The sequence below is a fragment of the Pseudotabrizicola sp. 4114 genome (assembly GCF_031457365.1).
In the GTDB taxonomy this organism is placed as follows: Bacteria; Pseudomonadota; Alphaproteobacteria; order Rhodobacterales; family Rhodobacteraceae; genus Pseudotabrizicola.
Map to the genome: position 1 here is coordinate 62,652 of NZ_JAVDWP010000005.1, position 18,412 is coordinate 81,063.

Annotated in this window: 19 protein-coding genes; 1 reads left to right on the forward strand and 18 read right to left on the reverse strand. The window is 63.3% G+C overall.

Translation table 11 applies throughout. The features are described 5' to 3' along the window. Nucleotides 1-11: 11 nt before the first annotated feature. From J2X53_RS12980 to J2X53_RS13015, 8 genes are all read right to left on the reverse strand, one after another. Nucleotides 12-1,103, reverse strand: a complete 1,092-nt coding sequence (locus J2X53_RS12980) for an endonuclease/exonuclease/phosphatase family protein (protein ID WP_349037921.1) — start codon at nt 1,101-1,103, stop codon at nt 12-14. Beyond that, a complete protein-coding gene (locus tag J2X53_RS12985) occupies nt 1,103-1,819 on the reverse strand; it encodes a molecular chaperone DjiA (RefSeq protein WP_349037922.1) in 717 nt (238 codons plus the stop codon). The genes J2X53_RS12980 and J2X53_RS12985 overlap by 1 nt, the downstream gene beginning before the upstream one ends. A 31-nt stretch (nt 1,820-1,850) precedes the next feature. Next, nucleotides 1,851-2,336 carry an N-acetyltransferase family protein gene (locus tag J2X53_RS12990; RefSeq protein WP_349037923.1) on the reverse strand — a complete coding sequence of 162 codons (486 nt, stop codon included), beginning with the start codon at nt 2,334-2,336 and terminating at the stop codon, nt 1,851-1,853. Then, nucleotides 2,333-2,938: a VOC family protein gene (locus tag J2X53_RS12995; protein ID WP_349038196.1), complete on the reverse strand. Its 606-nt coding sequence runs from the start codon at nt 2,936-2,938 to the stop codon at nt 2,333-2,335. The genes J2X53_RS12990 and J2X53_RS12995 overlap by 4 nt, the downstream gene beginning before the upstream one ends. Continuing rightward, nucleotides 2,925-4,502 carry a Ppx/GppA family phosphatase gene (locus tag J2X53_RS13000; RefSeq protein WP_349037924.1) on the reverse strand — a complete coding sequence of 526 codons (1,578 nt, stop codon included), beginning with the start codon at nt 4,500-4,502 and terminating at the stop codon, nt 2,925-2,927. The genes J2X53_RS12995 and J2X53_RS13000 overlap by 14 nt, the downstream gene beginning before the upstream one ends. 126 nt (nt 4,503-4,628) lie before the next feature. Beyond that, on the reverse strand, nt 4,629-6,803 hold the full coding sequence (locus J2X53_RS13005; RefSeq protein ID WP_349037925.1) for an RNA degradosome polyphosphate kinase: 2,175 nt from the start codon (nt 6,801-6,803) through the stop codon (nt 4,629-4,631). 46 nt (nt 6,804-6,849) lie between these two features. Then, nucleotides 6,850-7,527, reverse strand: coding sequence for a chromosomal replication initiator DnaA (locus J2X53_RS13010; protein WP_349037926.1), 678 nt, complete (start codon nt 7,525-7,527; stop codon nt 6,850-6,852). Further along, complete coding sequence (locus tag J2X53_RS13015; protein ID WP_349037927.1) at nt 7,524-8,642, reverse strand: AI-2E family transporter; 1,119 nt, start codon at nt 8,640-8,642, stop codon at nt 7,524-7,526. The genes J2X53_RS13010 and J2X53_RS13015 overlap by 4 nt, the downstream gene beginning before the upstream one ends. Before the next feature lie 522 nt (nt 8,643-9,164). On the opposite strand from J2X53_RS13015, the gene J2X53_RS13020 reads away from it, so the two are divergent. Then, nucleotides 9,165-9,299, forward strand: coding sequence for a hypothetical protein (locus J2X53_RS13020; protein ID WP_267897815.1), 135 nt, complete (start codon nt 9,165-9,167; stop codon nt 9,297-9,299). A 124-nt stretch (nt 9,300-9,423) separates the two neighbouring features. On the opposite strand, the gene J2X53_RS13025 is transcribed toward J2X53_RS13020, so the two are convergent. The 10 genes from J2X53_RS13025 to parE form a co-directional block, all read right to left on the reverse strand. After that, nucleotides 9,424-9,837 (reverse strand): cytochrome c, encoded by a 414-nt coding sequence (locus J2X53_RS13025; RefSeq protein ID WP_349037928.1) that lies wholly within the window; start codon nt 9,835-9,837, stop codon nt 9,424-9,426. A gap of 84 nt (nt 9,838-9,921) precedes the next feature. Continuing rightward, entirely contained in the window at nt 9,922-10,611 is a 690-nt protein-coding gene (locus tag J2X53_RS13030) for an ABC transporter ATP-binding protein (RefSeq protein WP_349037929.1), read from the reverse strand. Next, the gene (locus tag J2X53_RS13035; protein WP_349037930.1) at nt 10,604-11,887 is read right to left on the reverse strand and encodes a lipoprotein-releasing ABC transporter permease subunit; all 1,284 of its coding nucleotides are present in this window, start codon (nt 11,885-11,887) and stop codon (nt 10,604-10,606) included. Before J2X53_RS13035 ends, J2X53_RS13030 begins: the two co-directional genes overlap by 8 nt. Nucleotides 11,888-11,984: 97 nt before the next feature. After that, entirely contained in the window at nt 11,985-12,647 is a 663-nt protein-coding gene (locus tag J2X53_RS13040; RefSeq protein ID WP_349037931.1) for a hemolysin III family protein, read from the reverse strand. 301 nt (nt 12,648-12,948) lie between these two features. Then, complete coding sequence (gene proS, locus J2X53_RS13045) at nt 12,949-14,289, reverse strand: proline--tRNA ligase (protein ID WP_349037932.1); 1,341 nt, start codon at nt 14,287-14,289, stop codon at nt 12,949-12,951. Nucleotides 14,290-14,521: 232 nt separating this feature from the next. Next, nucleotides 14,522-15,166 carry a hypothetical protein gene (locus J2X53_RS13050; protein WP_349037933.1) on the reverse strand — a complete coding sequence of 215 codons (645 nt, stop codon included), beginning with the start codon at nt 15,164-15,166 and terminating at the stop codon, nt 14,522-14,524. Beyond that, nucleotides 15,163-15,489 carry a RusA family crossover junction endodeoxyribonuclease gene (locus tag J2X53_RS13055; protein ID WP_349037934.1) on the reverse strand — a complete coding sequence of 109 codons (327 nt, stop codon included), beginning with the start codon at nt 15,487-15,489 and terminating at the stop codon, nt 15,163-15,165. The genes J2X53_RS13050 and J2X53_RS13055 overlap by 4 nt, the downstream gene beginning before the upstream one ends. A 183-nt stretch (nt 15,490-15,672) precedes the next feature. After that, entirely contained in the window at nt 15,673-15,963 is a 291-nt protein-coding gene (locus J2X53_RS13060) for a helix-turn-helix domain-containing protein (protein ID WP_349037935.1), read from the reverse strand. Further along, on the reverse strand, nt 15,960-16,277 hold the full coding sequence (locus tag J2X53_RS13065; protein ID WP_349037936.1) for a type II toxin-antitoxin system RelE/ParE family toxin: 318 nt from the start codon (nt 16,275-16,277) through the stop codon (nt 15,960-15,962). The genes J2X53_RS13060 and J2X53_RS13065 overlap by 4 nt, the downstream gene beginning before the upstream one ends. Nucleotides 16,278-16,337: 60 nt before the next feature. After that, nucleotides 16,338-18,293 carry a DNA topoisomerase IV subunit B gene (gene parE, locus J2X53_RS13070; RefSeq protein WP_349037937.1) on the reverse strand — a complete coding sequence of 652 codons (1,956 nt, stop codon included), beginning with the start codon at nt 18,291-18,293 and terminating at the stop codon, nt 16,338-16,340. Nucleotides 18,294-18,412: the final 119 nt, after the last annotated feature.

Consider the following 18,412-nt stretch of genomic DNA (forward strand, 5'->3'; position numbering starts at 1 on the left):
CAAATCACGTCTTATGGCAGATCGGGCGGCACCGTCGTACGGGTCGGCGGATGGGACAGCGACAGGTCGATCGTGACCGGGAAATGGTCCGAGGCCTGCAGCAACGCCTCGTGCAGTTCGGGGGTGTTCAGGCAGGCCGGATCATTCCACGGGTGCCAGATCCGCCAGGCCGGGTGGCTGGCGGCGAGGCGCGGCGAGACCATGATGAAATCCAGCAGGGCCTCGAAATAGCGCTGTTGCGGGTTCAGCCAGAACCGCGCCGTGGTCGGGGTCAGGTTCATCCGCCCGGGCAGCGCCATGGCGGCATGCGGGTCATACATCCGCGCCTCGGGTGGCACGTCGAGGCCCAGCACGATTTCGACCCCGGAATGGCCGAACAGCGCCTCGAATTCGTCCAGCCCCGGACCATCATTGAAATCGCCCAGCACCAACAGGTCATGGCCGCGTGCCAGATGCCAATCGACCCGGGCGCGCAGCCAGATGCATTCGGCCAGCTGTTTGCGGCGGTTCTCGATTGACAGCCGGGTGATGGCTTCGGGGGTACGGGCCCCATGCGGTGCCTTGGATTTTGCGTGCACCCCGATCAGGCGCAGCCTGTGCCCCGCAGCCGTGACCACCGCCAGTTCCAGCGGCGGTTTGGAAAACCGGATCAGGTCGGGGGTGGCATCGGTGTCGATGTCATAGCGGAATGTTCCGTCAAAGCGCGGGGCATCGCGGCTGCCCTTCTTGCCCGCCGGCGCGCCGATCGGGTCATGCCGGGGCGTCAGCCGGTCGGGGTCATAGAGGAGGGTGATTTCCTGCTCGGTTTCCGACATGAAGCCGGTGATGGCGCGGCGGGTGCGCAGGCCGAAGGCTTGGGCGAAGGCCTCCAGCGCGCGGGTGGAGCTGCGTTTCGAGCCGGTATCGGGCGCCTCGATCACCATGACCGCATCGGCATCCATCGCGGAAAACACGATCCCCAGCGCGCCCGCCTGTGTCGCGCGGCTGATCTGGTGGCGGGCCGAGGGTTCACCGTCGGCCAGCAGTCGGCCGTCCTCATCAAACAGGGTGTTGAACCATTCGACGTTGTAGGTGGCGATGCGCAGCCGTTCGGGCGCGGTCATCAGGCCGCCCGCCGCCCCGATATTTCCTCCCAGGCGGCATTGATCGCGATCAGGCGGCGTTCGGCCAGCTTCACCGCCTCGGCAGGCACACCGCGCGCGATCATCGAATCGGGGTGGCTGTCCTTGACCGCCTGCCGCCAGGCCGCGCGCACCTGATCCAGCGGCGCGTTGGCGGCCACGCCCAGCACGTCATAGGGATCACGCGGCGCGCCTTCGACAAAACGGGCGCGTAAGGTGGCGTAGCAGCGGTCATCCAGACCAAAGATCCGCGCTACCTCGCGCAGGAACGCATCCTCGGCGGGGTGAAAATCGCCATCCGCCATGGCGATGTGGAACAAGCCTTCCAGCAGGTCGATCAGCACATTGCGGTCGTCCGCGCACAGGGCCTGCCCCTCGGCGCGGAACATCGCGGCCACCTTGCGGGCATAGGAGTCAAACCCCGCCACATCCTGCCGCGCGAGGTTGAACACACGGGCGGCATTGGCGGCTTCTTCATCGGGAATCGCAAAGATCCGCCGGAAGGTTGCCACCTCGTGCCGCGACACCTGCCCGTCGGCTTTGGCCATCTTGGCCCCCAGCGCGATCACGGCAATGGTGAAGCCCACCGATTTTTCCGGCGTCGATTGCACCCCGCGCAGCCGGTCGAACACCACCGACAGCCCTTCGCCAGTGGCAAGGGCCGAAAGCGCGTCAGCGATGCGGGTCCAGATCGACATGGGCACAGGATAGCGCGGGCCGCACGCCTTGTCAGGAGAGGATTTTCTGCATCAGCACAAGATCCATCCAACGCCCGAATTTCCGCCCGACCTGTGGCATCACGCCGACCTCGGTATAGCCCATTTTCGCGTGAAACACGCGGCCGCCTGCGTTTTCCCCGGTCACCGCCGCGATCATCACATGTGCGCCAGCACGTGTTGCATGCGCCTCGACCGCTGCCATCAGGGCGCGGCCAAGGCCAAGGCCACCTGCATCCGGGGCAAGCTGGATGGTGTGTTCCATTGCATGGGCATAGCCGATGCCGCTGCGGAACTGGTCATAGGTCGCAAAGCCGCAGACGCGACCCGCCTCTTCGGCCACCACGAAACAGCGCTGCGCCAGCCGGGCGGTGATGGTGCAGCCCACCTCGTCCAGCGATTTTTCGGTGGCGTTGAAGGTGACAGCACTGGCGCGGATGTAATGGTTCCAGATCGCGGCGACCGCTGCCGCATCCGCTGGCGTTGCCGGGCGGATCATGCCAGCACGCGCCGCCCGTGCGGCGTGTCGATCTCGGCCCGCAGAGACAGCGGCCCCGGGTCGATCACCAGCCGCGCGTCGGACAGCGCCGTCAGCGCCGCGCGCAAGGCCGCGGCTTCGGGATGGCTCACCACCAGCCGGGCCAGCCGCGCGCCGGTATCGGGCAGCCGCGCCACCGGATGCGGCCCCTGCCACTGGATCAGCGCCGGATGTGCGCCGCCAAACGGCAGCCGCCCGTCACCTGGCACCGCCATCCGCCAGCGCAGATCGCCGCGCGCCAGATCGACCGGCGTGCCCACACCTGCGGGGGCCTGCGCCACCGCCGCGTCCAGATCATCGCAGGCCGCAACCCAGTTGGTCAGCCGGGGTGCGCCCGCAAACGCATCCAGCGCAAACCAGCGCGGCCACGCCGGGGCAGGGGCCTGCGGGTTGATCGCAATCACTTCCAGATACAGATCGCCCAGCCGCAGCAGCCGGTTGTGCGTGCCCATATGGGCATGTGTGCCACCGGCAACCAGCGGCAGGCCAAGCGCCGCCTCCACCGCCGCTGCACCTTCGTCCAGCGCGGTGCAGCTGACCGCCAGATGATCAAGTCTCAGCATCATCATCGCCGGGCTGCAACACCCGCCCCTTGGCCCGCAACGCCTGTGTCAGCGACGAAAACCGCGCCTTTGCCACTTCGCCATACAGGCCCGACCCCAGCTCGGTCAGTTGCAGATCCAGCAGGCGCTTTTTCGGCTTCCACACCAGATGCCCGGCCTGCGACGGGTCGCCCGCCGCGAACATCGCGCCAAAGCGCATGGCCTTGCCCAGCACCTCGGCCTCCTGCACCTCATCCTCGGACAACAATCGGAACAGCGGCTCCAGCCGGGTGCCGGAGCGGTTGTTCTTGTAGCGGTGCAGCAGCGACAGCCCCAGAAACACCCGCCCCGGATGGTCAAGCCCGCCCAGGTTGGCCCGCGTCGCATTATCAAAGCACACATCGGCGCGGTAATCGGGGTGCGCCCGCCAGGTGGTGTCATGCAAGAGACACGCCGCCTTGATCAGCCGCAGCCGCTCATGCGAGCGGCCCTTGAACAGCGGCAGCAGGAATTCATACAGCTTCTTGCCCGATCCCGGCAACCGCGCGCCGGTCTGTTCCGCCGCCCGCGCCGCCTCGATCAGCGGGTCGCGGGCGCGCAGCTTGTCGGGCATCTGCTCGTACAGCAGACCTTCGCGGATGCCGTAGGACGAGATGTCGATTTCCGTCGGCTTGAACACCCGGATCACCTCGCGCAGCACCTCGCAGGCCAGTGGCACCAGTTCCATCCGTTCGACACTGGTGCCGGTCCGGCCGCGCAGCATCGACAGATCCGCGCCTTCCAGCCAGTCCAGCGTGTCCAGCGCCGATTTCACCGGCATCCGGTATTCATGCAGTACGGTCAGCGGATAATTCCGCCGCTCCATATCCAGCCGCGCGATCACCCGCCACGAGCCGCCGACCATGTAAAACCGCTCCCCCTCGGTCTTGATCTTGCCTTGCGCCCGGGTCAGCACCCGCTGGATCAGCGCGCGGCGCTGCTCGGGCCCGCCCTCGACCTGCTGCAGGCGGAACGGCCCCAGCTGGGTCGAGACGCGGGTGCCGACCTTGCCATCCCCGACCCGCGCCAGCTCCATCGAGTTGCCGCCGATGTCGCAGACCACGCCCTTGGCCTCGGGCCAGCCCAGCAGCACCCCCTGCGCCGAAAGCCGCGCCTCCTCATCGCCGTCGATCACATGCAGCCGCAGCCCGGTTTCTTTCAGCACCTGCGCAGAGAATTCCGCGCCGTCGGTCGCCTCGCGCGTTGCGGCGGTGGCCACTACGGTCAGCGGTGCCGCGCCCATGCCCCCGGCCAGCAGAGAGAACCGCTTCAGCGCCGCCAGTGCCCGCCGCTTGCCTTCGGGGTTCAGCATCCCGGTTTCGCCCAGACCCTTGCCCAGACCGCACAGGATTTTCTCGTTGTAAAAATATGCGGGCGACCGCGCCGCGCCGTCAAACACCACCATCCGGACCGAGTTTGACCCCACGTCGACCACGCCGACCCGGCTCAGCGCCCGGACCGACGGGTCTTCAAACAGCGACCGGCCAAAGGGGCCGAACTCTTCATCCTCTGCGTCAACAGTGGTCTGGTCATGGTCGCTGGTCATTGAGTCCCCAGTGCAGTGTAAGCCGGACCTTGGCGCAAGGTGCGGTGCGGCGTCAAGCAAAGCTACGCCTTATGGTTGAACGCATTGATCGGGGCGCAACGTTTGGTTATTTCCATCCGTGACCCGCTATTCCTTCAGTGCGGCCAGTTTCGGCACATCCTTTGCCCCGGCGGTGCCCCTGCCTGACAAAGACGGGTTTTCCATGAAAAATGTATGACAGGCGAACAGCTTGCCATCTTTGGGCTGCAATTCGCGCTCGGTGCTGCCATCGGCGGTCAGCACCCAGGATTGCGCCTCATCGGCCAGATTGGCGGCCATGATCTGGCTGACGATCTGGGCCTTGACGGTGTCATTATGCACCTCGACCAGCGTTTCCACCCGCCGCGTCAGATTGCGCCCCATCCAGTCCGCGCTGGAAAAGAACACCCGCGCCTGACGGCTGGGCAGGCCATGGCCTGACCCGAAACAGACGATCCGGCTGTGTTCCAGAAACCGCCCAACGATGGATTTGACGCGGATATTCTCGGACAACCCCTTGATGCCGGGCCGCAATCCGCAGATGCCGCGAATGACCAGACTGATCTTTACCCCGGCCTGAGAGGCCGCATAGAGCGCGTCAATCACCTCTGGCTCGATGATGCTGTTCATCTTGGCCCAGATCTCTGCCGGGCGGCCTGCGCGGGCATGATCCGCTTCGGCTGCGATCAGCTCCAGCAGGCGCGGTTTCAGGCTGATCGGGGAAATCGCCAGATTCTCCAGCCCCTCGGGCTGCACATAGCCCGACAGATAGTTGAACACCTTGGTCGCATCGCGCCCCAGCGCAGGGTCGCAGGTGAAAAACGACAGGTCGGTGTAAATCCGCGCGGTAATCGGGTGATAGTTGCCGGTGCCGTAATGGGTATAGGTGACCAGCTGGTCGCCCTCACGCCGGACCACGGTGCTGATCTTGGCATGGGTCTTGTAGTGGATGAACCCGTACACCACATGCGCCCCCGCCCGTTCCAGCCGTCGGCTCTGGCGGATGTTCGCGGCCTCATCAAACCGCGCCTTCAGCTCGACGAGTGCGGTGACCGATTTGCCCGCCTCTGCCGCTTCGCACAGCGCGCCGACAATGGGGCTGTCCCAACTGGTGCGGTACAGCGTCTGCTTGATCGCCAGCACGTTCGGGTCACGCGCCGCCTGTTCCAGAAACCGGATCACCAGATCAAAGGTTTCATAGGGGTGGTGCAACAGGATATCCTTTTGCTTGATGGCGGCAAACAGATCGCCCTCATGGTCCTGCACCCGTTCCGGCACGCGCGGGGTAAACGGTGGCCACAAGAGGTCAGGGCGGCTGGACAGCACCAGTTCTTTCAGGTCGGCAATCCCCAGCAGGCCCTTGACCTCCACCACCTCCGACTCGGTGACCGCCAGCTCTTCCATGATCAGCGCGCGCAGCTCAGGCGGTGCCCCCGCCGTCATCTTCAGCCGGATCACCTCACCCCGCCGCCGCCGTTTCAGCGCGGTCTCGAACTCGCGCACCAGATCTTCGGCCTCATCCTCGACCTCCAGATCGCTGTCGCGCAGGACGCGGAACGCGCAATGCCCCCGGTCGGTATAGCCCGGAAACAGCATGTTCAGATGCAGCAGCAGCAGTTCTTCGAGCGGCAGGAACCGATGCACCCCCGGTTTTCCCGGCAAGGGCACAAAGCGCGAGATCTGCTGCGGGATCGGCAACAGCGCCTTGAGCGTGCGGTGATCCGACAGCCGCTCCAGCTGCAAGGCCAAGGAAAACCCGGTATTGGGGATGAACGGAAACGGGTGCGCCGGGTCAATCGCCAGCGGCGACAGCACCGGAAACACCTTGTGCAGGAAATGCTCTTCCAGATGCCGCAGATCCGCCGTTGTCAGCTTGGACCGGGTGACAATGCTGATCCCCTCGGCCTCCATCTCGCGTTTCAGACCGTTCAGCACGGTCTGCTGGCGCTGCATCAGCTTGCGCGCATCGGCATGGATCAGCACCAGCTGTTCAGCCGGGGTGCGGCCGTCTTCGGAAAACCCGGCTTTCCCGGCCCGCACCAGCGCGCGCAGGCCCGCCACCCGCACGGTAAAAAACTCATCCAGATTGGTTGCCGAGATCGACAGAAACCGCAGCCGCTCCAGCAGCGGCACATTGGGGTTCGCCGCCTCATCCAGCACCCGACGGTTGAACGCCAGCCAGCTGAGCTCACGGTTGAAAAACCGCCCCGGCCCGGTGATTTCAGCCTCGGGCAGGGTGACGGGGGCGGGGAAGGGCGCTTTGAGGAAATCTGCCTGGGTCATGATCGGGGCTTATGCTTCAAAAATCTTACACTTTCATGACACTGTTTCATTCCGCCTCATCCCTGTCCAGCAACCCCTGCGCCGTCGCTCTGGTGATCGGCTTGCCCTGCGCTAGCGCCCGCGCATCCATCGCCGCGACCAGTTCGCGCGCCGCGTCGATCGAGCGTTCCATCCGCGCCACCAGCCAGGGGATCAGCGCCGGGGGCACCACGGTCTGCCGGTCGGCAAACAGCTTGGCCAGCACCGCCGACAGCAGCGCATCATCCGGCGGCTCCAGCCGCGCCACCGATGCAGCCTCCACCCGGCTTTTCAGATCGGGCAGGCGCAGGCCCCAGTCCCGCGCCGGGCCCCGCGCCGTCAGCAGCAAAGACCCGCGCGGCAGCACCAGATTGTGCAGGTGAAACAGCGCGGTTTCGGCCTCGGGCCGCCCCGCCACCGCGTCGGCATCCTCGACCGCCACCGCACCGGTTTCGGCCAGCACCAGCAGATCGGCCCCGGCCAGATCGGCCCCGGCGACAATCACCGCACCCGCCGTCGCGGCCCACAGATGTGCCAGATGGGTCTTGCCAGCCCCCGGCGGCCCGACCAGCAGCATCTTGCCCCCCGGCCAGCCCCGCCAGCCCTCAACCGCCGCCAAAGCATGCGCATTGGCGGGAGAGGTGAAGAAATCCTCGCGCCGATAGGCCGCCTGCACCGGCAGATCAAACGCCAGCTGCCGGATCACACCACATCCTTTGTGTATGCTACAGGTGTCGGCATCGGCGGAATCGGTGGCAGGGTTTCCGCCTGATCTACCCCGCGATACAACACAGAGGCCTGATACTGGCTGACGGCAAACCGCATCAGCACGCCCAAAGATGCTGCCACCGGCACCGCAATCAGCATTCCCGCAAAACCCAGCAGCGCGCCAAACGCCGACAGGGCGAGCAGCAGCCAGACCGGATGCAGCCCGACAGAATTTCCCACCAGTTTGGGGGTCAGGATATTGCCTTCAATGAACTGGCCAAAGGCAAAAATCGCCGCCACGATCCCGATCGCCACCCAGTCGCCCCAGAACTGAAACAGCGCCAGACCAACCGCCAGAATCCCGCCGATGATCGCACCGACATAGGGAATGAACGTCACCGCCCCGGCAATTGCCCCGACCACAAGGCCGAACTGCAACCCGGCCAGCATCAGCGCGACCGAATAATACGCCCCCAGAATCAGACAGACCGTCAGCTGCCCGCGCACAAAGCCCGCCAGCACGTCATCAATCTCCCGCGCCAGCCGCCGCACCGTTGCCACGTGATCACGCGGGATCATCGCATCCACCCGCGCCACCATCTTGTCCCAGTCCAGCAGCAGATAGAACGCGACAACCGGCACCACGACAATAAAGATCACCGCAGAAATGACCGACATGGCCGAGGTCACGATCCCCTGCGCCAGATCGCCGCCCTTTGACTGGATGAAATCACCGATATCCGCCAGGGTTTTGCGCATGATGCTGGTCTCATCCGACAGTTCGGGAAACAGATCGGTCAGAAATGTCTGCAGGTTGCGCGAAATCTCGGGTGCCGCGTTCACCAGGGCGCTGGTCTGCTGGATCAGCGTCGGAATCACCGCCAGGACCAGCAGGACCACCACCAGAAACATCACCAGTGTGATTACCGCTGTTGCTGCCACCCGGCTCATCCCGGCCCGCTCCAGCCGGTCGGCCACCGGGTCAAGGAAATAGGCAATTGCCCCGCCGACAAGGAATGGCACCAGCACATCCCCCATCAGATACATCAGCAGCAGGAACATCACGCCCGCAATGCCCCAGTATTTCGCCTGCTGTGCCATCGGAAGTGCCATTGCGCCCGCCCCTGCCTGCCTGATCGGCCTTGATCTTGCCCTGATATTGCCGCTGCCCGGAACATGTGCAAGCCCACATGCTTTGGAAAGTCCGCCGCTGCCCCCCCTCCCTCCCCCTCCCCCACAAGGGGGGAGGGAAGCGCCTGTTCTGCAAGCGCAGGGTATTGCGCCAGTCCGGGGCGCAGGGGCAGGGGCCTGTGCGGGCGCGTAGCCCGCGCCCCACCCCGTCAGCCGCAGCCATCCCGCGCGCGTTGCCAGATGCGCCTCCCCTGCCCCGGGGAGGGGGAGGGGGCACCGGCCTCAGCACCGAGACAACACGCGTGCGACCCGCCACCTGCCCATAGCACCCTTGCGATTCGGGTGACAAAGGCCCATCTATTCCTCACAGGCTCCGCCCCCCACGCCCGGCGTGGGACCGCCCCTGATGCTTTCCGGCCCGTGCTGACCCCGTGTCAGTGTCTCCGGTGGCAGCGATCCCTCCGGCATGGGCCGGGGTAGAACTCCGGCACAAGGGAACAGGCCATGTCCAAGGAAAAGAACCGCGGCAACAAGGAAACCAAGAAGCCCAAGAAAGAGGTCGTCAAGGTTCTGGCCACCGCCAATGCGGGGCTGAGCAAGGACGGCACCACCATCGCGGGCAAGAAGATCAAGCAGTAGATGCCGTCGGTAGGGCGGGGTTCACCCCGCCACATACCCCGCCTTTTGTTAACAATCGATACATATTTTAGTGTAAGTCATTGTAATAAATGATATAAATGGATGCCTAGCTCTCGGCAGTCCGTCAGCGAACCTGAATCGCCTGCAGATGCTCGGCAATCTGGACCAGCCGCGCCGGTGTCGGCGACATGATCCCGTCTCCCCCGTCATAGGGCATCAGATCGCTGTCCAGCAGCGGGCCAAAGTTCGGCATCACCGCCCCACCCTTGCCCCCGGTATAGCCCCAGATCTTGGCCATCACCTTGGTGGTCGGAAAGGTGCCGCCATTGCGCCGCGCCAGACGGGTCAGATCTGGCGGCCGCCGGGTCAGCGTGCCCGCCATCTCGCCGTCGCCCTTGCCGGAAAGCCCGTGGCAGCCGGCACAGAAATCGGCAAAATCCTGCGCCCCGGTCGGCATCACCTTGGGCGCCGTCGCAATCACGCAAGCCCCCAACGCAAGGGCCGCAAACAGGGATAGCATCGGCAATGGCTGTGCCATGGCGGTCTCCTTCTGGGTTCCGCTCAGGGTGACAGGGCAGCGCCTCCGGCACAAGGGCTCAGGCGACGGGCTCAGGCGAAGGACTCAGGCCACGCGGCCCTGATCCAGCCGAACGATCCGGTCCATCCGTGACGCCAGCTCCATGTTGTGCGTGGCGATCAGGGCCGCCAGCCCGGTCGCGCGGACCAGATCCATCAGCGCGGCAAACACCTGATCCGAGGTCGCCGGATCAAGGTTCCCGGTCGGCTCGTCCGCCAGCAACAGGCGCGGTGCATTGGCAAGCGCCCGGCAGAACGCCACCCGCTGCTGCTCGCCCCCGGACAGCGCGGCGGGGCGGTGACCGGCGCGCGGCCCCACCCCCACACGGGTCAAAAGGTCCATCGCCCGCGCCTTGGCCGTCGCCTCATCCACGCCATTGGCCAGCTGCGGGATGACGATGTTTTCCAGCGCCGAGAACTCGGGCAGCAGATGGTGGAACTGGTAGATAAAGCCTACATCCGCGCGCCGCACCTCGGTGCGGGCCTTGTCGGACAGCCCATTCATGTCGCGCCCGTTCAGCCGGACCTGCCCGATGTCGGGCGTATCGAGCAGCCCGGCGATATGCAGCAGCGTCGATTTCCCCGCCCCCGAGGGCGCAACCAGAGCCACCACCTCGCCCGGCTTTACCGACAGCGTGGCCCCGCGCAGCACCATCACCTCCGACGGCTTCCCCTTGTTATAGGTCTTCTCGATCCCCGACAGATCGAGCGCCAGATCCTGTGCCTGATCACTCATAACGCAACGCCTCCACCGGGTTCATCCGGGCGGCGCGGCGGGCCGGAAAGATCGTGACGATAAACGACAACCCCAGCGACAGCGACACCGCCGACAATACGTCAGCCCATTGCAGCTTGGCCGGCAGCGCGTAGATCCCCCGGATCGACGGATCCCAGACCCCCCCGCCGGCCAGGTAGTTCACCGCCGAGAACACCGGGTCGATATAGAGCGCGAACAGACAGCCCAGAGCCACGCCCAGCACCGTGCCGACAATGCCGGTAAACGCCCCGCACATGAAGAAGATCCGCAAGACCGCGCCTTCGGTCAGCCCGATCGTGCGCAAAATGCCGATGTCGCGGCCCTTGTTCTTCACCAGCATGATCAGGCCGGAAATGATGTTCATCGTGGCGATCAGCACCAGAATGGACAGGATCACGAACATGATGTTGTCCTCGACATCCAGCGCCCGCAGGAAGGCGCCAGACGAGTCGCGCCATGTCCACAGGATTGCGTCATCGCCGCCCGCCTGCAGCAAGGGCGCAGTATAGCGGTCGATGTCATCGGGCTGGCTGACCATCACCTCGAACTCATCCGCGATGCCTTCGCGGTTGAAATAGCTCTGCGCCTCGGCAAACGGCATATAAAGCCGTGTCTTGTCAATATCATAGCGCCCGGCAGTGAAGATATAGACCACCTCGTAGGCGTTGACGCGCGGGCTGCTGCCAAAGGCAGTTCTGACCCCGTCGGGCGAGATCACGCGGATGCGGTCGCCCACCGTCACGCCCAGATCCCGCGCCAGAACCGAGCCTATGGCGACACCCTCGTCAAAGCGTTCAAGATCGCCGTAAGCATCCGCGCCAAGGCCGACGCGGGGGATAGAGGACAAATCCTCTTCGGACAGGCCATACACTTCGGCCCCGTTGGTCGCGTTCTGGCTCGACACCATGACCTGCCCGCGGATCATCGGCGCGGCGCGGGTCACGCCCGGAACGGCGGCCAGGGCCTGCGCCCGCGACTCGTAATCCGGAAAGCCCTTGATCAGATTGCCATTTTGATCGGCGCGCCCTGCGGAATAGATCGTGACATGCGCGTTGGCGCCCAGAATGGTGTCAACAAATTCCGCCCGAAACCCGGCCCGCACCGCCAGCGTGGCAATCAGCGCGAACACTGCCAGCGTGATGCCGATCAGGCTGATCCAGGTCATCACACTGACCCCGCCTTCAGCCTTTTTGGCGCGCAGATAGCGCCAGGCGATCATCCGTTCAAAGCGGGAAAAGGGGGCTGTCTGGGGCATGTCTGCTCTTTATGTCTTTTGCGCGGACAGTGTCGCTTGCTGCCTGTCGCGTCAAGACGTGGCGGGCGGGGGCACCGTCACTTCGGCGGGATCACCCTCAGCCCACCGCGATGGCGATGGCGGCAAAGTGCAATCCTGCGGCAATGGCCACGCACAGATGCCAGATCGCGTTGTGAAACCGCAGCCGGTGCCATTTGTAAAACGCGACACCGCCCGCATAGGTGATGCCGCCCAGCACGATCAGCCACAGCGACACCCCCGGCAGCGCTGCGCGGGCGGGGCCGACGGCGAGCACGCCCATCCAGCCGAGCGCGATATAGGTGACCACCGACAGCCGGTCATAGCGCCCGGGCAGAGCCAGCTTGACCACCACCCCCAGCACCGCCCCGGCCCAGACCACCGCGCCCAGAACCCAGACCATCAGACCGGGTTCGAACTGCGCCAGAATGGCGGTATAGGTGCCTGCAATCATGACGTAGATTGCCGAATGATCAAACCGGCGCAGCATCCATTTCAGCGCCGAGGGCGGGGCCATGTTATAGGCCAATGAGAAGCCGAACATCAGAAAGAACCCGGCCGCATACACCGCAAGCGCCACGAACAGGCCAAAGTCGGCCCGCGCCAACACATGATAGAGCAGGGCCGAAAACGCCATGACCCCGGCAATCAGCGCCACGCCGTGCACCACGCCGTCAGCCACCAGCTCTCCGACGCTGAAGGGGCGCTTGTTCAGTCGCGGATGGTTGGCAGGCAGGGTCATGGCGGCACTTTCAGGGACGGCTGAATGATGCCCCCGCAAGGTCTGAAGTCAATCACCAGACCGATTGACGTTGCGTTCCCGGCGGCATTTGTCCGTAGAAATATGGTCAGTCCGCCCGGCTGTCTGATCATTGACCGTACTGCCCGGCGCAGCCGGGTCATGGGGCGAAAAGCCCCTTGATACGTATTGAGCGCGGGTTTGAAGTAGGGCTGGTCCGCACAGGGGGCCCTGACAATTTGAAATCACCAGGAATTTCAATGCCGGCCCCCTGCGGGTTATGTCACGCCTGACCTGACCGCTGTCAGCGATGTGCCGCGTAGATCTGCACGATGCGGTCCACCGCAGCTTCGGCCGACATCTCTTCGGACACGCCGGTGCGGCGGCTGGTCACTTCCACCACCCCGTTCGACAGCCCGCGCGGGCCGACGGTGATGCGCCAGGGCAGGCCGATCAGGTCCATGGTGGCAAATTTGGCGCCCGCGCGTTCCTCGCGGTCGTCATACAGCGCCTCCAGCCCCTTGGCTTTCAGCGCCTTGTACAGCCCCTCGCAGGCCAGATCGGTGCTGGCGTCGCCCTGTTTGAGGTTCACGATCCCGACCGGGAACGGCGTGACGCCCTCGGGCCAGATGATGCCCTTGTCGTCATGGCTGGCCTCGATGATCGCGCCCAGAAGGCGTGACACGCCGATGCCGTGCGACCCCATCTCGACCGGCACTTTCGAGCCGTCGGGCGTGACCACGGTGGCGCCCATCGACTCGGAATACTTGGTGCCGAAGTAGAAGATCTGGCCAACCTCGATGCCCCGGCCCACCTTGCGGCGCTCTTCCGGGATCTCGTCGAACACGGCGGCGTCGTGGGTCTCGTCGGTGCGGGCGTAGAGGGTGGTGAACTCCTTGCAGATGCCGGCCACCTCGTCGCGGTTGTCGAAATCGACCTCGCGCTCGCCCAGTTTCAGCTCGGTCACCGCGGAATCGTAGAACACCTCCGACTCGCCGGTGCTGGCGAGCACCAGGAATTCATGGGTGTTGTCGCCGCCGATGGGGCCGGAGGCGGCGCGCATCGGGATGGCGGTCAGGCCCATGCGTTCATAGGTGCGCAGGTAGCTGACCATGTGGCGGTTATAGGCGTGCAGGGCCGCGTCCTTGTCGATGTCGAAGTTATAGCCGTCCTTCATCAGGAACTCGCGGCCACGCATCACGCCGAACCGGGGCCGCATCTCGTCGCGGAACTTCCACTGGATGTGATACAGGGTCATCGGCAGGTCTTTGTAGCTGCCGACATGGGCGCGGAAGATGTCGGTGATCATCTCTTCATTGGTCGGCCCGAACAGCATGTCGCGGTCGTGGCGGTCCTTGATGCGCAGCATTTCCTGACCGTAGTCATCATAGCGGCCGCTCTCACGCCACAGGTCGGCGGGCTGCAGGGTGGGCATCAAGAGGGGGATGTGACCGGCGCGGGCCTGTTCCTCATGCACGATCTGCTCGATCCGCTTCAGGACCCGGTAGCCCAGCGGCAGCCAGGAATAGATGCCCGCCGCCTGCTGTTTGATCATGCCCGCCCGCAGCATGTAGCGGTGGCTGACGATCTGGGCCTCGGAGGGGTTTTCCTTGAGGACGGGGAGGAAGTATCGGGAGAGACGCATGAGGGGCGGCCTATCGCTAAAGGGGGTCGGAAGGTTCCTAGCCGCTTCGCGGGGGTCAGGCAAGGCTGCTGAGGCTTCCCCCTGTGTTACAATGGGGCGGAGTGTTTGGAATCAAGGGGTTAGGGGTGCGGGATTCAGGAGTTGTTAAGGGTTGGGGGTTGGGGAGGGGGGGCGCGGTGAACCCCGCCCTACGGCGGTTGCTTGACCCGTTTTCCTGTGATGGTAGTGCCATTTATAAGTTAGTGCTAACAATTAGTCTTTCTGAAATCATTATGAGAGTATTTGCCTCTTCGATAGAAATGACTTCATCAAGTTTTCCATGTATAAGCAAGTTCCGCTTAGAGGACAATGCACGCAATGTATCTGCTTCCGAAGGTGAAATTGATCCTGCTTCTGCCAAAACCGTGATTATTCGGCCGGGAGATTGCGGAACCTGAAATGATTTTGGCATTTTGAAGCGGGCGACAGCCTCAAAGATAGCCCAAGAAAGAAGAAAACCTGCTTGAACTTGGTTTGCCGACAACACTTCACGCACCTGCCGAAGCGAAGCTGTAATTGCGTCCATGCCCACTTTGTTCAGACTAGTTTTGTCTCTAAGTTCATCTGCAAAGAAATACTCAAACTTCCAATTAGGCAGTTGCTCTATTTCCTTTTTTAAATCTTCTAAGCTTCTTTGCAAATTCTGCGTTCTCCGCACTTTTGCTTCTACCGCAATGCGTTCTTCGCCTCGCTTGAAGACGAAATCAGGAAGATAACCTCTGACCCCCAGCGTAAATGGCGATATCTTCTCGTTTGAAAGCTCAAACCCTAGCGGTTTATACAACTGTGTAGCATGTTCTAATACAATAGCTTCTGCTTCAGAATGAACAGCTATCATTGCGCATCTCCAAATGGATTTGAGCGAATAGTCAGATAAACGAATGGAGGTTCATTTGCGATGGCCTCCATAATCAAGGGGGGTAGCGTGACCACGTCAGAATACTCGTCAGGTAAAAATCGATGCGCAACAACTCGGCGAACCTGCTTATCATCCACGTAAATAACATTGTTCATAGCATCTTGAATTCTCTTAATAATGTTATCTACGTCGCCTTGGGGCTGCTCCGAGGGGAAATCATAAATGGTTAGTGAAAGTTCTTGGTCTGTTGGCTGCCAGTTTTGTGGCAGCGCAGATAGAGCGGCGTTTTTCACTCTTTCCATCCAGTCTAGTTTTCCGAAACCTTTGGCCTTCAACGAAACTGGAGTGCCCGGGACTGAAAAGCGAATGTCTATTTCGTATAGGCTCATTGGTTTAATGTTCCCTCACACATCCAACTCCCCACAAACCGCGCGTTTTCCTGAGTATACTGATACTGCAGTTCCGACTTTTTTGCCCACCACCCCCTAAACCAACACCCTCTGCACAATCCCCGGCTCCTTCTCGATCAGGGCCAGCAGCACCCGTGCCGGGCCGTCCGGGGTGCGGCGGTTGTGTTCCCAGTTCAGCAGGGTGGCTTTCTTGACGCCGATGGAGCGGGCGAAGTCGGCCTGGCTTAACCCGGTCCGGGCGCGGATCGCGCGGACATCTGGGGTGGGCACTTCGATTTCGTGGGTCACCGCGCCGGTTTTGTCACCTTTAAGATAGGCTTCCACCTCGGTCAGGCCCTGCAGGATGCTGTCATAGGCTTTGGTCATGATTTTCTTCCGTAGCTTGCAAGAATCCGCTCGCCGATGCTGACCAAGGCGGCCTCTTCGTCTGGTTTCAGGTATGACTTCGCGTTCTTGGAAAAGACCGTCATCAGAAACACCGGCTGCCCGCGTCCGGGCGCGTAGAAGTGGATGGAGCGGAAGCCGCCACTTTTGCCGCCGCCGTCGCGGGCAAAGCGCAGCTTCCGGATACCACCGCCGAGAGATACCCCGGCTTCGGGGTTTGCGGAGAGGAAGTCGATCAGATCGTTGCGTTCGGCATCCGTCATGATGGTTTTTGCCCGCCGCAGAAATTCGGGCATTTCTACAGCTGTCACTCGCATATATATGCCATTGGCGTATACGTCAATGGCATATAGCCCTCACACATCCAGCTCCTCCACAAACCGCGCATTCTCCTGAATGTACTGATACCGCAGTTCGGGCTTTTTCCCCATCAGGCGCTCGACCAGATCGCCGGTCATGCCGGGTTCGTCTTCGTCGATGGAAACACGGATCAGTTTGCGCGAGGCGGGGTCCATGGTGGTTTCTTTCAGGTCTTTGGCGTCCATCTCGCCCAGACCCTTGAAGCGTTGCACGTCGATTTTGCCTTTGCCGCCAAGGCCTTTGGCGAGCCAGAGTTCTTTTTCGGCGTCATCCGAGACATACATCCGGCGCGCGCCTTGGGTCAGGCGGTAGAGCGGCGGGCAGGCCAGATACAAATGGCCCTTGTCGATCAGCGGGCGCATCTGGGTGAAGAAGAACGTCATCAGCAGGCTGGCGATATGCGCGCCGTCAACATCGGCGTCGGTCATGATGATGATCTTGTCATAGCGCAGATCATCGACGTTGAACTTGGTGCCCATCGAGACGCCAAGTGCTTCGCAGATATCGCGGATTTCCGAATTGTCGTGCAGCTTTGCGGAGGCCGCGCCCAGCACGTTGAGGATCTTGCCCTTGAGCGGCAACAGCGCCTGCGTCTCGCGTGAGCGGGCGCCTTTGGCAGAGCCGCCTGCCGAGTCGCCCTCGACGATGAACAGCTCGGTGCCTTCGCGGTTTTTCGCGGTGCAATCGGTGAGCTTGCCGGGCAGGCGCAGTTTCTTGGTCGCGGATTTGCGGGCGGTTTCCTTCTCCATCCGGCGGCGCAGGCGTTCTTCGGCGCGCAGGATCAGGAAATCGAGGATGCTTCCCGCCGATTTCGGATCGGCGGCCAGCCAGGTGTCGAAGTGGTCGCGCACGGCGAGTTCGACATAGCGGGCGGCCTCCTCCGTCGCCAGCCGGTCCTTGGTCTGGCCCACGAATTGCGGCTCGCGGATGAAGCAGGAGACGAGGGCGCAGCCGCCGGTGAGCAGGTCGTCGCGGGTGATCTGCTCGGCTTTGCGGTTTTTCACCCGCTCGCCATAGGCGCGGATGCCCTTGAGGATGGCGGCCCAGAAGCCGCTTTCATGCGTGCCGCCTTCGGGGGTGGGGACGGTGTTACAGTAGGACTGGATGAAGCCGTCGCGCGCGGGCGTCCAGTTGATCGCCCATTCGACGGAGCCGGGGACGTTGAATTTCTCGGTGAACGGGACTTTGCCGGCAAAGGGCCGCTCGGCATAGGTGGTGGATTTCGCCAGCGTGTCGGTGAGGTAATCGGCCAGGCCGCCGGGGAAGTGGAAGATGGCCTCCTGCGGGGTCTCGCCATCGTTGACGGCGGTTTTCCAGCGGATTTCCACGCCCGAGAACAGGTAAGCCTTTGACCGCGCGGCCTTGAGCATACGGGCGGGTTTCAGGGTGAGGCTGCCGAAGATTTCCGGGTCGGGGTGAAAGGTCACAGTAGTGCCGCGCCGGTTCGGGGCGGGGCCGACCTTTTGCACCGGGCCCTGCGGGATACCGCGGGAGAATTCCTGCACGTAAAGCTCGCGGTTGCGGGCGACCTCGACCCGCATGTGGTCGGACAGGGCGTTGACCACGCTCGCGCCCACGCCGTGCAGACCGCCGGAGGTGGCATAGGCGTCGCCGCCGAACTTGCCCCCCGCGTGCAGGGTGCACAGGATCACCTCCAGCGCGGATTTGCCGGGGAATTTCGGGTGCGGGTCGACCGGGATGCCGCGACCGTTGTCGCGGATGGTGACGGTGTTGCCATCGTGCAGCTCGATCTCGATGCGTGTTGCGTGACCGGCGACGGCCTCATCCATCGCGTTGTCGAGGATCTCGGCGACAAGATGGTGCAGCGCGCGCTCGTCTGTGCCGCCGATATACATGCCGGGCCGCTTGCGCACCGGCTCCAGCCCTTCGAGCACCTCGATGGAGGAGGCGTCATAGGTCGGCGTCGCGGCGGACAGAAGGTCATTGGCCATGGCATGCTCGATTCTTGTTCTGGGTCAGGGCTGGCCGCATTAGATCACCAGCAGGGTGCGCGGCGCAAGATGGGGGGGCGCAAGATGTAGGGGCATTGCGGGGACAGGCCCCGCGCCCT

Excerpts from the sequence above, each read along its gene's own strand:
- J2X53_RS12980 (WP_349037921.1), bottom strand. The coding sequence starts at position 1,103 with ATGACCGCGCCCGAACGGCTGCGCATCGCCACCTACAACGTCGAATGG.
- J2X53_RS12985 (WP_349037922.1), bottom strand. The coding sequence starts at position 1,819 with ATGTCGATCTGGACCCGCATCGCTGACGCGCTTTCGGCCCTTGCCACT.
- J2X53_RS12990 (WP_349037923.1), bottom strand. The coding sequence starts at position 2,336 with ATGATCCGCCCGGCAACGCCAGCGGATGCGGCAGCGGTCGCCGCGATC.
- J2X53_RS12995 (WP_349038196.1), bottom strand. The coding sequence starts at position 2,938 with ATGCTGAGACTTGATCATCTGGCGGTCAGCTGCACCGCGCTGGACGAA.
- J2X53_RS13000 (WP_349037924.1), bottom strand. The coding sequence starts at position 4,502 with ATGACCAGCGACCATGACCAGACCACTGTTGACGCAGAGGATGAAGAG.
- J2X53_RS13005 (WP_349037925.1), bottom strand. The coding sequence starts at position 6,803 with ATGACCCAGGCAGATTTCCTCAAAGCGCCCTTCCCCGCCCCCGTCACC.
- J2X53_RS13015 (WP_349037927.1), bottom strand. The coding sequence starts at position 8,642 with ATGGCACTTCCGATGGCACAGCAGGCGAAATACTGGGGCATTGCGGGC.
- J2X53_RS13020 (WP_267897815.1), top strand. The coding sequence starts at position 9,165 with ATGTCCAAGGAAAAGAACCGCGGCAACAAGGAAACCAAGAAGCCCAAG.
- J2X53_RS13025 (WP_349037928.1), bottom strand. The coding sequence starts at position 9,837 with ATGGCACAGCCATTGCCGATGCTATCCCTGTTTGCGGCCCTTGCGTTG.
- J2X53_RS13030 (WP_349037929.1), bottom strand. The coding sequence starts at position 10,611 with ATGAGTGATCAGGCACAGGATCTGGCGCTCGATCTGTCGGGGATCGAG.
- J2X53_RS13035 (WP_349037930.1), bottom strand. The coding sequence starts at position 11,887 with ATGCCCCAGACAGCCCCCTTTTCCCGCTTTGAACGGATGATCGCCTGG.
- J2X53_RS13040 (WP_349037931.1), bottom strand. The coding sequence starts at position 12,647 with ATGACCCTGCCTGCCAACCATCCGCGACTGAACAAGCGCCCCTTCAGC.
- proS (WP_349037932.1), bottom strand. The coding sequence starts at position 14,289 with ATGCGTCTCTCCCGATACTTCCTCCCCGTCCTCAAGGAAAACCCCTCC.
- J2X53_RS13050 (WP_349037933.1), bottom strand. The coding sequence starts at position 15,166 with ATGATAGCTGTTCATTCTGAAGCAGAAGCTATTGTATTAGAACATGCT.
- J2X53_RS13055 (WP_349037934.1), bottom strand. The coding sequence starts at position 15,489 with ATGGAAAGAGTGAAAAACGCCGCTCTATCTGCGCTGCCACAAAACTGG.
- J2X53_RS13060 (WP_349037935.1), bottom strand. The coding sequence starts at position 15,963 with ATGACCAAAGCCTATGACAGCATCCTGCAGGGCCTGACCGAGGTGGAA.
- J2X53_RS13065 (WP_349037936.1), bottom strand. The coding sequence starts at position 16,277 with ATGCCCGAATTTCTGCGGCGGGCAAAAACCATCATGACGGATGCCGAA.
- parE (WP_349037937.1), bottom strand. The coding sequence starts at position 18,293 with ATGGCCAATGACCTTCTGTCCGCCGCGACGCCGACCTATGACGCCTCC.